The 14,781-nt window shown below is 43.4% G+C and carries 16 protein-coding genes; 8 read left to right on the plus strand and 8 right to left on the minus strand.

The genetic code is table 11. The features are described from left to right. Position 1: 1 nt before the first annotated feature. Entirely contained in the window at positions 2-1,012 is a 1,011-nt protein-coding gene (locus tag RHM67_RS16990) for a 2-hydroxyacid dehydrogenase (protein WP_322228188.1), read from the plus strand. Positions 1,013-1,103: 91 nt separating this feature from the next. Here RHM67_RS16990 and adhP read toward each other — a convergent pair whose 3' ends face one another. Further along, the gene (gene adhP / locus RHM67_RS16995; RefSeq protein ID WP_322228189.1) at positions 1,104-2,123 is read right to left on the minus strand and encodes an alcohol dehydrogenase AdhP; all 1,020 of its coding nucleotides are present in this window, start codon (positions 2,121-2,123) and stop codon (positions 1,104-1,106) included. 18 nt (positions 2,124-2,141) lie between these two features. After that, positions 2,142-2,486: a hypothetical protein gene (locus RHM67_RS17000; protein WP_322228191.1), complete on the minus strand. Its 345-nt coding sequence runs from the start codon at positions 2,484-2,486 to the stop codon at positions 2,142-2,144. 216 nt (positions 2,487-2,702) lie between these two features. Between RHM67_RS17000 and RHM67_RS17005 the strand changes: the two genes are divergently transcribed. Both RHM67_RS17005 and RHM67_RS17010 read left to right on the plus strand, forming a co-directional pair. After that, positions 2,703-2,948, plus strand: coding sequence for a hypothetical protein (locus RHM67_RS17005; protein WP_322228193.1), 246 nt, complete (start codon positions 2,703-2,705; stop codon positions 2,946-2,948). A gap of 149 nt (positions 2,949-3,097) precedes the next feature. Continuing rightward, positions 3,098-4,186, plus strand: coding sequence for an MBL fold metallo-hydrolase (locus RHM67_RS17010; protein WP_322228194.1), 1,089 nt, complete (start codon positions 3,098-3,100; stop codon positions 4,184-4,186). 109 nt (positions 4,187-4,295) lie between these two features. Here the strand turns inward: RHM67_RS17010 and RHM67_RS17015 are convergent, their stop codons facing one another. The 4 genes from RHM67_RS17015 to RHM67_RS17030 form a co-directional block, all read right to left on the minus strand. After that, complete coding sequence (locus tag RHM67_RS17015) at positions 4,296-5,279, minus strand: hypothetical protein (RefSeq protein ID WP_322228197.1); 984 nt, start codon at positions 5,277-5,279, stop codon at positions 4,296-4,298. 49 nt (positions 5,280-5,328) lie between these two features. After that, positions 5,329-6,492, minus strand: coding sequence for a hypothetical protein (locus RHM67_RS17020; RefSeq protein WP_322228200.1), 1,164 nt, complete (start codon positions 6,490-6,492; stop codon positions 5,329-5,331). 440 nt (positions 6,493-6,932) lie between these two features. Beyond that, positions 6,933-7,100: a hypothetical protein gene (locus RHM67_RS17025; RefSeq protein ID WP_322228201.1), complete on the minus strand. Its 168-nt coding sequence runs from the start codon at positions 7,098-7,100 to the stop codon at positions 6,933-6,935. Positions 7,101-7,183: 83 nt separating this feature from the next. Next, positions 7,184-7,345, minus strand: a complete 162-nt coding sequence (locus tag RHM67_RS17030; RefSeq protein ID WP_322228202.1) for a hypothetical protein — start codon at positions 7,343-7,345, stop codon at positions 7,184-7,186. A 102-nt stretch (positions 7,346-7,447) separates the two neighbouring features. On the opposite strand from RHM67_RS17030, the gene RHM67_RS17035 reads away from it, so the two are divergent. After that, entirely contained in the window at positions 7,448-7,585 is a 138-nt protein-coding gene (locus tag RHM67_RS17035; protein ID WP_322228204.1) for a hypothetical protein, read from the plus strand. Here RHM67_RS17035 and RHM67_RS17040 read toward each other — a convergent pair. Beyond that, positions 7,575-7,844, minus strand: a complete 270-nt coding sequence (locus RHM67_RS17040) for a hypothetical protein (RefSeq protein WP_322228205.1) — start codon at positions 7,842-7,844, stop codon at positions 7,575-7,577. The two genes, RHM67_RS17035 and RHM67_RS17040, sit on opposite strands and share 11 nt — an antisense overlap. 280 nt (positions 7,845-8,124) lie before the next feature. Between RHM67_RS17040 and RHM67_RS17045 the strand changes: the two genes are divergently transcribed. From RHM67_RS17045 to RHM67_RS17055, 3 genes are all read left to right on the plus strand, one after another. Further along, a complete protein-coding gene (locus RHM67_RS17045) occupies positions 8,125-8,649 on the plus strand; it encodes an OmpA family protein (RefSeq protein WP_322228207.1) in 525 nt (174 codons plus the stop codon). 112 nt (positions 8,650-8,761) lie between these two features. Then, a complete protein-coding gene (locus tag RHM67_RS17050) occupies positions 8,762-9,754 on the plus strand; it encodes a DUF2157 domain-containing protein (RefSeq protein ID WP_322228209.1) in 993 nt (330 codons plus the stop codon). After that, the gene (locus tag RHM67_RS17055; RefSeq protein WP_322228211.1) at positions 9,741-10,922 is read left to right on the plus strand and encodes a hypothetical protein; all 1,182 of its coding nucleotides are present in this window, start codon (positions 9,741-9,743) and stop codon (positions 10,920-10,922) included. Before RHM67_RS17050 ends, RHM67_RS17055 begins: the two co-directional genes overlap by 14 nt. A gap of 7 nt (positions 10,923-10,929) precedes the next feature. On the opposite strand, the gene RHM67_RS17060 is transcribed toward RHM67_RS17055, so the two are convergent. Beyond that, entirely contained in the window at positions 10,930-12,240 is a 1,311-nt protein-coding gene (locus RHM67_RS17060) for a hypothetical protein (protein WP_322228212.1), read from the minus strand. A 143-nt stretch (positions 12,241-12,383) separates the two neighbouring features. Here RHM67_RS17060 and RHM67_RS17065 point away from each other — a divergent pair, with 143 nt between their 5' ends. Next, positions 12,384-14,747, plus strand: a complete 2,364-nt coding sequence (locus RHM67_RS17065; protein ID WP_322228213.1) for a TonB-dependent receptor — start codon at positions 12,384-12,386, stop codon at positions 14,745-14,747. Positions 14,748-14,781: the final 34 nt, after the last annotated feature.

Below are 14,781 nucleotides of genomic sequence, written 5' to 3' on the forward strand. Positions count from 1 at the left end.
GATGAAAGTAGTAGCATATAGTATAAAACCGTTTGAGAAAGAGTTTCTTTCAAAAGCGAATCAAAAAAAACACGAAATAACCCTGATATCAAACCCGCTGAGTATAGAAACAACCAGCTATGCAGAAGGCAAGGACGCGATCATTGTTTTTACAAACGATGATGTTTCTGCGGGTGTTATCGAAAAATTGGCCGGCCTTGATATAAAATATATTGCCACTCGCTCTGCAGGTACCGATCATATCGACAGAGAAGCCGCCAGCCGGCACGGCATAAAAGTTGCCAACGTGCCTTATTATTCGCCGGAGGCTATCGCAGAACATGCGGTTGCACTTGCCTTCGCGCTAAATCGCAACCTGATCAAAGCTAACGAGCATAGCCACCATTTTAATTTTACCAACAATGGTTTAATGGGGTTTAACTTTTCGGGCAAAACGGTTGGCATAATAGGTCTTGGCAACACAGGCCTGGCAACGGCAGCAATATTTAAAGGGCTGGGCTGTATCGTAATTGGTTACGACCTTAATTTCCCCGAAGGCAACAATGTTATTGAACAGGTAACCCTCCCTTATTTATACGCCAATGCAGATATTATATCGTTGCACGTACCGCTTAATGATGGAACGAAGCATATCATCAACAAAACGTCGTTACATCAAATGAAAGACGGGGTAATGCTCATTAACACTTCGCGCGGGCCTTTGGTTAAAACTACTGATATTATCCAGGCTATTTATACTGGCAAGGTTGGTTACCTGGGCCTTGATGTTTATGAATTTGAAAAAGGCCTGTTTTTTGAAGATCATGAAAAAGATAGTTTTAAAGATGAGTTACTTGAAGAACTATTGCAGTTTGATAATGTATTGATAACCCCGCACCAAGCTTATTTAACCCGCGAAGCACTGCAAGGTATAGCCAACCAAACCATTAAAAACCTCGATCTATGGCAACAAAATAAATGTGTTGGCAAAGCATGTGTATGCGCTAAAAACTGCCGGGCTATGGAAGGATGAACCACATCCCCAACTGTTAAGCATCGACGGTCAATAACAAAGAAAGGCTACCCAATTGGGTAGCCTTTCTTTGTTATTGCATTATATAAATTTATTCGCTTGCTATCTGCAGCACCACCCTACCGGTAATAATTCCCTTACGCATATCATCAAAAATATTGTTGATATCCTCCAGTTTAGCGGTGTGTACGTCTGCTTTTACTTTACCCTCAACAGCAAAAGCGATGGCTTCCTGCATATCCTTCCGGGTGCCTACTATAGATCCGCGCACGGTAAAGCGGTTTAATACCGTTTCAAATATGGGCAAGTCGAAACTACCGTTTGGCAAACCGTTTAAAGCAATAGTGCCCTTACGGCGCAGCATGCCTATCCCCTGTTCAAAAGCAATTGGCGATACGGCGGTAACTAATACACCATGCATACCACCCGTAGCTTTCTTTAATACTTCGCCCGGGTTTTCATTAAGGGCGTTAACAGTAAGCTGCGCACCAAGCTGTTTGGCCAGTGCTAATTTATCGTCGGCAATATCAACCGCGGCAACATGCATGCCCATAGCTTTTGCATATTGCACCCCCAGGTGCCCTAAACCGCCAACCCCGGATATAGCCACCCATTCTCCGGGCTTTACTTCAGTTTCTTTCAATCCCTTGTAAACAGTTACACCCGCGCAAATGATCGGTGCCATTTCTGCAAAATTTATCCCTTTCGGGAAATGGGCTATGTAGCGCGAATCGGCAACAACATATTCGGCGAAACCGCCATTAACGCTATAACCACCGTTCTTTTGCTCTTCGCAAAGGGTTTCCCAGCCGGTTATACAAAACTCGCAGCACCCGCATGCGCTGTATAGCCACGGGGCGCCAACTATATCGCCTATGCTTACATTTTTTACGCTTGCCCCTAAGGCTACCACGTAACCAATGGCCTCGTGCCCGGGTATAAGCGGTAACTGCGGTTTTACGGGCCAGTCGCCATTTGCGGCATGCAGGTCGGTGTGGCAAACGCCACAGGCTATTACTTTAACCAATACCTGGTTATCGCCAGGGGTTGGCACCGGCACATTTTCTATTACCAGCGGTTGCCCAAATTGATGGATAACGGCTGCTTTCATTGTTTTTGGAATCATAATTTATATCGTAAATACCAGTATCATTAATAAATGCGCAAGGATGCTAACAGAAAAAAAGCCAAGCATAACACGGATACCCGCACCGCCCATACCTGCGATAATGTTAGAAAAGAAAAGCCCTAATGTTACCGCCAGCACAGCAAGCGGCGCATTAAAATAATAAAGCAAAACAGCAGGAATAGGCAAAAACAGTACGCCCTGGGCTATTAACGATACCATAAACCATAGCGTGCGGTTGGGAGCCTGGCCATCTGCCCAGGCTGTTATTTTTGTTAATAACTTACTGTTGCTGTTAGCTAAAGAAACTTCGCTCCATTGAGCGGCGGTGTTTGTTAAGGTTGCCATATTGTTAATTTTTATATAACAAAGGTGGCCTATTAAGTACATCGGATGAATGACGCAGAGGCCGTAAATATATGACAGAGGTCACATTTTTTAAAATCCTAACGGCACACACTGATACCTATTAGTTTTGCAATCGGGCCTAAAAAAACCAATGGTGACCGTAGTCATTTTTATATTGATCGCCCGTACTTAAATTAGCACTTAAATTCAACCATTATGAAAACGATAACATTTAATTTTAACCACCCGGTGAAGGGGAACGCCATTTTATCGCCGGTTAATTGTATTGGAGGTTTATCCCTGCGGATGAAAGTGGAGAGTTCTAAAGATAATTTGCTGAAAATACCCGTGAGCGATTGTAACGAAGGTAAATGGAAACTGCTACTTGACTGGGAGTACGATGGGCGTATATTTTCCCACCAGGAAGATTTTGAGGTAACTAAAAAGCCCGGTGTGGTGTAATATTATTAGGTGATTGAAAATGTGTATAAAAGCGGGTTTACACTGAATTTATAGCCCTAAACCTTTGTTTATCCACCGGCAGATGTTGTTTGCGTTGCACAACTCATAAAATAATCAGCCAGCCCAAACGTTATTTTCATTAGTAAAGTATGAAATATAGGTGTTTGGGGATTTGGATAGTTGCTTTTTTGCTATTGGCCATTGCAGGCTGCGATGTAGTACAGTCGGTAGGTAAAAACCCTGAGGGCGAAGAACTTGCACGGTTACAGGCCTTGCCTAATTATAAAAATGGCAGTTTCGAAAACCTGGCAGAACGGTCTGACTCCACAATTAAAAAGCGCTTACTTTTTCTTCGTAACCACCCCGGGAGCGTAAGACCTTCCCGCGTGTTGCCCTGGGTTAAAACAGATCTGAATACATTAACAGCCGCGGCACCTACCATAGTCTGGTTTGGCCACTCTTCTTTGCTCATCAAATCCGCACAGGGGAACATTCTTATAGACCCCATTTTTAGCAACCATGCAGGGCCGGTTCCCGGCTTGATGAAAGCATTTGCGGGTACTACACATTACCACGCCAAAGATATGCCGCCAATAGATGTGCTGATCATCTCCCATGACCATTACGATCACCTGGATTATCGCACGCTTAAAAAGCTGAAAAACCGTATCAAACTGGCAGTTGTGCCCATGGGTGTAGGTTCAAACCTGGTGTATTGGGGGTTCGATCCAAAGAAGATCACTGAGCTGAACTGGGGGCAATCTACCACGCTGCCCGGCGGCCTCCAAATAACCGCTACCCAGGCGCAGCATAAAAGCAACCGCACGTATTCAAAAGAAAACAAAACGCTTTGGGCATCCTATGTGATACAGGCCGGCGAATACCGTATTTTTTACGGCGGAGACGGCGGCTATGGCCCATTTTTTAAACAAATTGGCCAACAATATGGTCCGTTTAACTTGGCGCTGTTAGAGTGCGGGCAGTATAGCCCAAACTTCCCCTGGGCACACCTATGGTTTGGGCAAGCTGCCCAAGCCGCGGTTGACCTGCGGGCCGATCTGCTACAACCCATCCACTGGGCTAAGTTTGTAGAAGCCGATCACCCCTGGAATGAGAGCATAAAAAAGCTCCTACCCGCTGCTAAAAAACTGGATATCCCGGTAAATATGCCCCGTATTGGCGAACCCTATACCTTGGGTGATACACCAAAACAAAACGCTTGGTGGGGTTTTGAATAATTACAGTATTAATCAATAACACCGGCGTCCATGTAGTACAAACCTCTAAAAGTCACATACTCCTATCTAAATTGTGTAATCTACCCAAGCCAAATCATATCCCCCCAAACTACCGCGAGTACAAAAGATTAACAGGCATAAGTAACACACCAATCAAAATAGGGTTACCGGCCGGGCTGGATGTATTGGCTGTAAGGGTATAAATAATTCCTTTGTTAACCACCTTACTGGTGATGGCTCCATCGGGGTTTACGGGAAAATAGTGTGCAATTTGCAATAATATGGTCTTTGAAACCGATTGCAGCTTTAAGCTCACATTTATACTATCTGCAATCACCAAAGCTATGCAGGCCTTAAATACCGGTTTAGTACTGCTGATTTCAAGAGGGTTGCGTACTGCCTGCGCAACCAAACCCTGTACGACTAAATTTTTGTAAACACAGGGGGTAAACCAGGGGCTATAATTATTCAGGGCGAAATTATTGGGATTGGCAATTGCGTATGGGCTGGAGTTAAAGATAAGCGCGCGGCCAAAATCACAGCTAATACTTACGTTTACCCTTGTAATTGTTAAGCCCAAGAGGTTATTTATTGATAATGGTTTTAAAAGCTGATCGGTAATGGTTTGCATAATAGTATCGGCAATAAAATGCAAGCCGTGGCTTAGGGGGATTTTGGCAAATAACTGATCGATGGTTTTGTCCCAGGCGTATTGGTTGTTCGCGGCAATATAACGCAGTATGGCTGTGTTAAGCTGGCAACTATCGGCTAAAACCGGGATGGCAAAAGGAATTGGTTTTGCCCGTGATAATAAACTACCGTAATAGTCCGAAAAACTATTATGCTGATCGGGGTTGTAATAATAAGCTGAAGTATCGGCCGTAATGGTGTCAAATATACTCCACATCCAATTTGAGGATCGCAGTACGGTAACACTGCCCTGGCTCAATTTAAAAGATTGCGGCGAAACCCCTAATTGGCGAGCGAGCGTTTTATGCCAGTAACCTATCATTATGCCATTATCAGGCTGGCCGTAAAGCAGCTTTGTAAAAAGCAATAAAAATGCAAGGCAATACAGGCATTTGTTGTTCATACTTTTTTATAAAATAGGCCTCCTTGAGGGAGGCCTATAATAAATTGGATTAACTAAATATCGACCCAACAGATGATTGCAATACGCCCAAAATTTGCGGGTTACCAAGCGGGCTGCTTGTTGTAGCTGTCATCCTGCCCTGGTCGTCAAACGTTACCGTGGTAGATGAACCACCCTGGCCCGATGCCGAAAAAAATGGCCAGAAACCGCCCGAAGCTGCTGCAGTAATAGTGGTTTGATCTGACGTGCTAAAGGTTGCGGCAGAAACAATGGTAATATTAATACCATCTGCAACAACTAATGCAGTTGCCATACGCTGCAGAAAACCTGCCGCGCCAAAGGCCTTATCCCAGGTAACAGGTTTAGCGTTATTCCAAACGGTGTTATCTTTTGTAGTGTAAGCCAATGCCAACACCGAACTTGCGTACCACGGTGAATAACTGCTTAGAGCAGGGTTATTGCTGTTAGCCTGTGCGTAAGGGCCTGCGGCAAATGTAGTTACCTTTTGGTAGCTGGCACTGATATTTAAACCAGCCGATGTTAAATTGGTGGTAAGGTTATCATAGCTGGCACCGCCGTCAATCGAAAAGAAATCAAACAAGCCTGATGCACTGCCACTTGCCCACGTGTGCGAAATATCGCTGCTTGCTGTAGCGGTGTTTAAGGTAAAACTTTTTGACTGGCCGCCGCTTAACGCATTTTGCAGTGCATCAATAGTTTGGTTCCAGGCGTAACTGCCATTAGCTCCCGCAAAAATTTTAGTAGCATACAACACCGGGTTAATAAATGCTTTTGTTAAAGCAGATGCGCATCCGGCCTGGCCTGGTGCGTTTATCATTGCCCAGGTATTAAATACATCAGATACAGTAGAGGCATTAAACGGACTTGGAACGTTTGCTTTAAAATAAGTAAGCCATTGCCCATAGAAATCGCCCATACAGCTTTGGAAATCCGAATCGCTGCCGGTTACCAGCGAGCTAAGGATCAGACCGTAGTCAGAAGCAAAACTATTTGCCTGGGTTGGGTCGTAAAAATTGTTTACCGACTGTGGTGGTACGGCATTAAAAATAGACCACAGATCCTGGGATGTTTTAGGCGTTGTGCCCGTGCCCTGGAAAAGTTGAAATTGTTGGTTGCTTAAACTCAGGCCTGCTACCATGGCATTGTACCATTGTGCGGAAAGGGTTTGCATAGCGTCGCTTGATGCTGACATAATGATTTAAGGTTTAGGTGAAAAATTTGTGAATTGTGATAACCACGCTTCCAAAATTTTGTTAAAAGGTTGCTGTGGATATCGTTGGTAAAGCAACACAAAAAGGAAAGGGTTGTATAGGGTTTAATAACCCTTTATAAGAAGCGTATATAGCTATTAAAAGCGCGTATAAATACCCATATAATTTTAACTATCAGATACTTGCATTGTTGTTTAGCTGTAGTATCCAACAATTGAATAAACGACAAAATAGCAGGCGTTATCCGGCTATCGTATTTAGGATTAGTCGAGCTTAATGTAGATCACTGCTTCGCCATCAGTTAATTGCATAGCGGGGCCGGGGCCGCCTTTAGGCCGTAGCGTAAACTGTAACTTAAGCTTTATTTTTATCCGCTCGGGCGCACCGGATTGGGCGGGTACAATGGTTGTTGATATTACGTTTAAAAGCTGTTTGTATGGAAGCCCCCGGTAGAATATTCTACTTTATTCTTATCAATATACTGCACAAACACATCTTTAGTGCCGATGTTCAGGTCGCCGTTTGGCGCGTAAACCTGCGCCCCGGATTTAACAAAATTCTCAAAGGCCAGTACCCGGTCATCAAACACAACAATATGAAACGTTTAAAATAAAAAGTGATGCGTGGCTCGTTAACCATAAACACCTCCGCATTGGTTATCGACCCGCCGTATCATCCTGTAATAACATCCTGGTCTATTTCGGTAGTGTTGCTTGTACCTTCGGCCCAGTGGGCGCGCTGTTCATCAACCGCCCAGGTAAGCTGGATATTGCTTATTTTAGCTTTAAAATAGCACTCTGCCGTGAGGTATTCATCCGCCTTGGCGTGATCCAAAAAAGAAACTGGATGGCCTTTTAACTGTTTGCGTTTGCACAACCATCAGTGTGCTATACGAATTTTTAGAGTGGTTTGTGTCCATCGCATCCGGCCAATCCGGTGATTCATTCCTGGGAACGCAAGGTTATAGTTTGGGATACACAGTCGAACACGCTGTACGCCATGATAGGTGCAATATTGATGGCTAAAACGCAGGATAAAGCGCAGTTACCCAACTGCGGCAAGCTTAATTTTTGATGATAAAATCGAACCACACGAAGAGCTGGTCGAACAGGGAGCCCGAATTAAACCCGATGCCTTTTGAGGTAACCATCCGGATGTAGCCATCCTCGTTATCGGCAATAACATATTCAAATTCGGGGCTGCTTAAATTCTTGTCGAAGGTAAATTTAACTTTTACCACATTGCCGGTTTGTTCTATATAACTATGCGTGGGCACTAAAAAGCTGCCCTTAGTGGTTTTTATAATGATATGCCTGGTGTTACGTAAGTTCATGGGATAAATAGCTGTTGATATCGGATGTAAAGCAACGTAAAAGCCGAAATTTAAAACAGGGTAAAATCGCCCTTTTTCAGAAGCTTTTTTTAGCCATCGCCACAACCTATGCAAATAAACCATATAGGTTTTTCGTTATCAGGCAGGTAACTTTCGTTGTACACTAAATAAACTGCAAGATTTTAATGTTAAAATTTAGCACCGCAATGTGCCTGTAATTGATATATTTACAATATCGGCCTGCCGAAAACGTTTTTTATACTTACCAAACCAACAAAACATGAAGTTTTTAAGGACATTCTATTTCCCTATCGTAATTGTAACTGCCATAGCTGTATTGCCGGCATGTAAGGCAAAAAAGCCCATTGTTAAAGCACCGGAACCGGTTGCAGAAACCAGGCCGGCACCTGCGCCAACCCCTGCACCGCCACCGCCAGCACCAACACCGCCACCAGCCCCGGTTGAAAAACCCGACTATAATTTCAAAAACATCCAGTTCGAATTTAACTCTGGTATCTTAAAAACAGCTGCTTACCCCGCGTTGGATAAAGCAGCTGCCGAAATGAAGAAAGACCCAACAGTGAAATTTATATTGAATGGTAATTCATCTGCCGAAGGCAGCAACGAGCATAATATGTTCCTATCTGTAGAGCGTGCTAACGCGGTAAAAACTTACTTGGTTAACACTGGTGTAATTGCAGATAACCTTGCTACAAAAGGCTATGGCGAAAGCAAACCAATAGAATCAAATGCAACCGAAGCGGGCCGCGTAATAAACCGACGCGTAGAAATAAAACTGCAATAACCTTTGTTTAGTTAAGTGTGAGGGGCCGGGCATTTTTTAAATGCTCAGCCCTTTTTTGTTGGCAGCGATATTTACTTTACTATCTTTATAAAGCAATAAACCTCGCACCATATTGGAAAACAACATCTACAACAAGCTACACGCCGATGGCTACATCAGTGATGAGTCGTTTGAAAAAATAAAGCAAAAATACGCCACCCAGCTATTCTCTGTCCATTGGGAATTAAAAATATTGCTTTACCTGGGCGTAATGCTGCTATCTGGTGGTTTGGGTACGCTCGTTTACAAAAATATTGATACCATTGGGCACCAGGTTATTCTGGCATTTATCGCCTTGATCTGCATTGGGTGTTTTACCTACTGCTGCAAAAATAAACTACCCTTTAGCCCTGCTAAGGTAAAAGCGCCAAACACCGGGTTCGATTATATTTTGCTGCTGGGCAGTATTAGTATGGTAACTTTTTTAGGTTACCTGCAGTTTAAGTATAACGTGTTTGGCACCAACTATGGCATGGCAACTTTTATACCTACGGTGGCGCTGTTCTTTGTAGCCTATTATTTCGATCATTTGGGTATCCTGAGCATGTCCATAGCCAGTTTAGCCTTGTGGATGGGCGTATCTGTCACGCCAAAAACGCTGCTGGCCTACGGCACCTTCAACAATAAGGATATTATTTTCACCTACGTACTTTTCGGGATAATATTACTTGCGGCGGCTTACCTTACCGGGCGGTTAAATATCAAGCGGCACTTCAAATTCAGTTATCATCATTATGGGGTGCATGTAACATTCATCGCCCTATTAGCAGGCTTTTTTGAGTATTACGATAGCGGTTTTAGTTTTTTATGGTTGATGGTTGTTTTTGCCTTAGCTATTTACGTTTACCTGGGTAGCTTTAAGGAACACTCGTTTTACTTTGCACTGCTAAGCATATTGTACGGTTACTTTGCCACCTGTTGCCTGCTTGTAAAACTGATAGCTACCAGCAGGGCCAGTGAAGGGACTTTTGAATTACTGTTATTGCTTTTTATACTGTCGGCCGTGGGGTTGATATATCTTATTATACACGTTAACCATAAAATCAAGGCCGATGATCATCTATAATAAAGAATGGGTGCATAATATGCGCATTGTTGATGGGCTAAAAGATAAACTTAGGGAAGGCAGCATAACTCCCGAAGAATTTATAGCTGTTAAAACAGTTCACCCTTTTTATTTTTATTTGCCACGCCTGGTAATACGCGTGGGGTTATTTATCCTAACGTTTATAATTGCTTCGTTCGCTACAGGGCTTTTAAGCTTACTTGGTTTAAGCACACACATGATTGATTCGCCGGGTTGGCCCATCTTTTTGGGCGCTGTATGTTACGGGGCATTAGAGTTTTTTGTTAAAGAAAACCGCTTTTTCCATTCTGGGGTTGATAACGCCTTGCTTTATTACTCGGCATGTTTATTTGGGGGCGGGTTTATCTGGATGATCTCTAAAATGTATTTAACCGTTGGTGATAACCTGCCATGCGCAATTATCATCTGCCTGCTCTGCATTTACCTAACCCTGCGTTTTGCAGATGTGCTTACTACCTTAGTAGCTTGCATTGCATTTTTCGCGGTGGTGTATTTTACCTGGGCAAAGGCAGGGTCTTTCGGTTTAGCTACCATGCCTTTTATGATGATGATAGCCGCGGGCATGGCTTTTTATTTAATAAATAAATTGGGCAAAGATATAAGGAGTATTAACTATGAAAGCTGCATTGATTACGCTAAGATCATCAGCCTGATAGCCCTTTACGCGGCGGGCAATTATTTTGTAGTGAACCGCCTGAACAACATGCTTAACAACCTGGATGATTCGCATACAAGCATCCCGCTCGGTTTTATTTTCTGGATCTGGACTATGTTGGTTCCTGTAGCTTATACCCTGCTGGGCATCCGTAAAAAAAGCGCTATGTTTTTGCGATTGGGGATGGTTTTAGCGGCGGCATCTATAGCTACTTTCCGCAACTATTACCATTTGCTGCCCATAGAGGCTATGCTTACCCTTTCGGGGATGATCCTGTTAGCCGCATCTTACACTATTATCAAATACTTGAAAACTCCACATAACGGCATCACTTACGCAGAACCGGAAGAACGCAGCGATTTTGATAAACTAAATATTGAAGCGCTAATAGTAGGCCAGGCAACATCGCACCTGCCCACCCCTGCACAACACCCTACCGACCGCTTTGGCGGTGGCACAGGCGGCGGTGGCGGCTCAAGTGGCAAATTTTAAGGGATGCTTATTTCTTTACCAAATCTATCGGGTTAACCGGGTTGCTTAATAGATGCCCGAATAATTCCCAGCGTTTGGTAGTGTCTTTAGTAGTGCCGCCGTTACGTTCAATGTAATCCTTAACCAAATCCTGCCCGTAATTGTAGTTGATAACGTAGCTGCGGTATTTTTTGATGAAGCTGATAGATTTATCAGCGGTCTCATCATTCATCAGGCAATACTTTCTTAGATAATTTCGCGCTTTGCTTTCGCTCATGGTTTCGTTTATTAAACCACGGGCGGCCTCGTTACGGGCATAGTTTAGGCGGCCTTTAATGGCCAACGCTTTAAAATACATATCAATGCCTGTAGTATCTAACCCGGCAAGCGGAAGTAACGTAGTTTTAGCAAATTTCACTTTATCATCCCCCGGGAAGGCAACCTCTATCCCATAATTGGCGCTCCCCTCGGCAATAAGCGATTGCGGACTAAATAGCGGATACAATGAGATCTCTACCCAGCCCCTGTCGTGATACAGGTTTTTCTCCAGCAGCATATTGTACACGTGGTGGCCGGGATAACTCTCGTGGCTGCCTACATCGATGGCGCGGTCTATAAAAATCTTCAGGTCGGTATTTATTTGTACAACACTTTGATATTTGCCTTTATACCAGTTGTAGCCATTCCATGGTTTGTTGGTCACAAACTCCAGCGTAAAGTTTTCACCGGCAGGTAGTTTATAATGGGCAAGGGTGCGTTTGCGGGCCTCGGCAATAGCGGCTTTCATCACGGCGTCCAGTTTATTTTTAGGGATGATAAACTTATTGGCCAGTTTCTGAAACCTATCGTTCACGTTACCATTGCCCGGCAGCATGCTGTCCAGCTTATCTATATCTGCCTTAAAAAACTCCTCGGCATATGATGGTGCAGCAACGCCAAACAACTCGCGCGATTCTTCATCGAACGAACGGTACTCACCGCCGTAAATCCTAACCCGCCTGCCAAAAGCTATCAGCTGGTTATACATCCAGTTAGCACGGATCTTATTTGAATCCACGGTCGACCTGTCGGCAATTACCTTAATATCATTCATCAGGCTGTTGATGTTAGCCAGGATGCTATCCCTCGGGAAGGTTTTACCGGTAATTTCTTTGGGTTTAAGCGAATCGGGGCCGTAGTAGGCATCCACAAAATCGCCGTCGTATTGGCCTATGGTAAGGCCAAGAGTTACATAATCCTGCGCAAGCTTGTTGAGTTTTTTACCTTCAACCGTATCAGCCGGGTTTTGCTTACAGGCAAGCACAAATAATACAGGTATAAGCAGCAGTAACTTTTTCATGGGGCAGGTGTAATGTACCGCGAAGTTAAGAAATCCTTTTAAAAGCCTGTAAAATTACCATTAAGCCCTTATGTTCATTATATATATTATTGATTATCTGTAGTTAAACTTAGCGCTAAAAATCTCATCTTTGGCTTATCCGAATGAGAAATATACTATTACTCTTGTTATTTATAACGCCTTGTATCGCGCTTGGACAAACGGGAACCATTCGCGGTAAAATAACAGCTACATTAAGTAACACCCCGCTTATCGCAGTAAGTGTTACCATAATTGCTACAGATAAAGGTACCGTAACAGACACCACAGGGGCGTACCAGTTAAACAATCTAAAACCAGGCTATTACAGCTTACAAATATCGTTGGTTGGCTACCGCTCAAAAACATTGTATGATATACAGGTAACCAATGCCAAAGTAGCCGTAGCAGATGTTTCTTTAGATGATGACGCCCAAACCCTGAGCGAGGTAAAAATATCTGCAGCAAGGTTTTATAAAACATTGGAAAGCCCGGTATCGCTACGCACAATTGGCTCTACAGAAATTAAGCGTAACCCAGGTGGCAACCGCGATATTAGTAAGGTTATCCAATCGCTACCCGGGGTATCGTCGCCTGTAAGCTTCCGTAATGATATCATAATCCGCGGTGGCGCCCCAAACGAGAACCGGTTTTATATCGACGGTGTCGAGATCCCCAATATCAATCACTTTGCCACACAAGGCTCATCGGGCGGGCCTGTTGGCTTAATAAATGTTGATTTTATAAACGAGGTTGACTTTTACTCGGGTGCATTCCCAGCTAACCGGGGCAATGCGCTAAGTTCCGTTTTTGAGTTTAAACAAAAAGATGGCCCTACCGACCGCACCAACGCTACATTAACACTTGGCTCCAGCGACCTTGCAGCAACTCTGGCAGGTCCGCTTGGTAAAAAAACTACCTTTATATCATCATACCGGTATTCGTATTTACAAGGCTTGTTTAAGCTTATCGGGTTACCGTTTCTGCCGTCATACCAGGATTTTCAATTTAAGTTAAAAACCAAGTTCAATCAAAAAAACGAGTTAACCATTTTAGGTTTGGGTGCCATAGACCGCTTTAAACTTAACCTTGATGCAAAAAAAACCGAACTAAACCAATATACGCTGGCAAACATCCCGGTTAACTCACAAAATAACTATACCGTGGGTGCCACCTACAAAAACTTTCGTAATAACGGGTACAGTCTATTTGTTTTAAGCCGCGACTTTTTAGACAACAAGGCTATTAAATACCATGATAATAACGAAGCAGGCACTAAAACGCTTGATTATACATCTCAGGAAATTGAGAATAAGTTTAGGTTTGAGAACGTAAGCAGCACACATAATTACCGTATAAACTTTGGTGCCGGAGCCGAATCTGCACAATACCAAACAAATACTTATAATTTACTCCCGTTTGGGAGCAACATATATACATCCCATATCAGCTTTTTTAAATATAGCCTGTTTGGGCAGTTGAGCCGTGCCTACCTTGAAGATAAACTAAACCTCTCTTTAGGAATCCGTGCTGATGCCAATACATTTTCAGCCAGAATGAACAATCTGTCAAAGACGCTTTCGCCGCGTTTTTCGGCCTCTTACAATTTTACCGATAAGTTTAGCCTTAACTTCAACACCGGAATTTATTACCAGCTGCCGGCTTATACCGTTTTAGGCTACCGCGATGATGTTGGTGCACAGGCCAATAAAAATGTCGACTACATTTCTAACAAACAACTAGTACTTGGCATAGAGTACAACACCCTAAAAAACACACGTTTCACTATTGAAGGTTTTTATAAATTTTATAAGGATTACCCGCTTGTGCGTGTTTTGGGAGATAGTATCCCCCTGGCTAACCTTGGTGCCGACTTTGGGGTTGTAGGTAACCAACAAGTTGTTGGTGCCACAAAAGGCCGTAGTTATGGGGTTGAATTTTTTGCACAGCAACGCCTTAACAAAGGTTTTTATGGCATTTTATCGCTCACCTTGTTCCGTAGCGAATTTCAGGACAAGACAGGTGAATATGTGCAATCGTCATGGAATAACCGTTACATATTAAGTATCACAGGCGGAAAGGTGTTTAAACGTAACTGGGAGGTTGGTGCAAAATTAAGGTACACTGGTGGCAGCCCTTATACCCCTTATGATGTTGTTTCATCAACCCTTAAAAGTAATTATGCAATTTTCCCGCAAGGCATCCCAAACTGGCAACAGTTAAATACCCAACGACTTAAAGATTTTTACCAGTTGGATGTACGAGTTGATAAGAAATACCCTTTCCGAAAATTTACGCTTAACATTTATCTCGACATACAAAACTTAAGCTATAATCAATACCAGCTACAATCGTACCTGGTGCCAGACCGCGATGCAAACGGCAATATACAAGATGCCACCGGCGATCCATCGCGTTTTAAATCAAAACTTTTAGATAATAAAGGTGGCAATGTCTTACCTACGCTCGGGGTGATATTTGAACTTTAGGCTTAAACATTAGTAACCGCCGGGGAAATCAATA

It is taken from the genome of Mucilaginibacter sp. 5C4 (genome assembly GCF_034345625.1).
In the GTDB taxonomy this organism is placed as follows: domain Bacteria; phylum Bacteroidota; class Bacteroidia; order Sphingobacteriales; family Sphingobacteriaceae; genus Mucilaginibacter; species Mucilaginibacter aurantiaciroseus.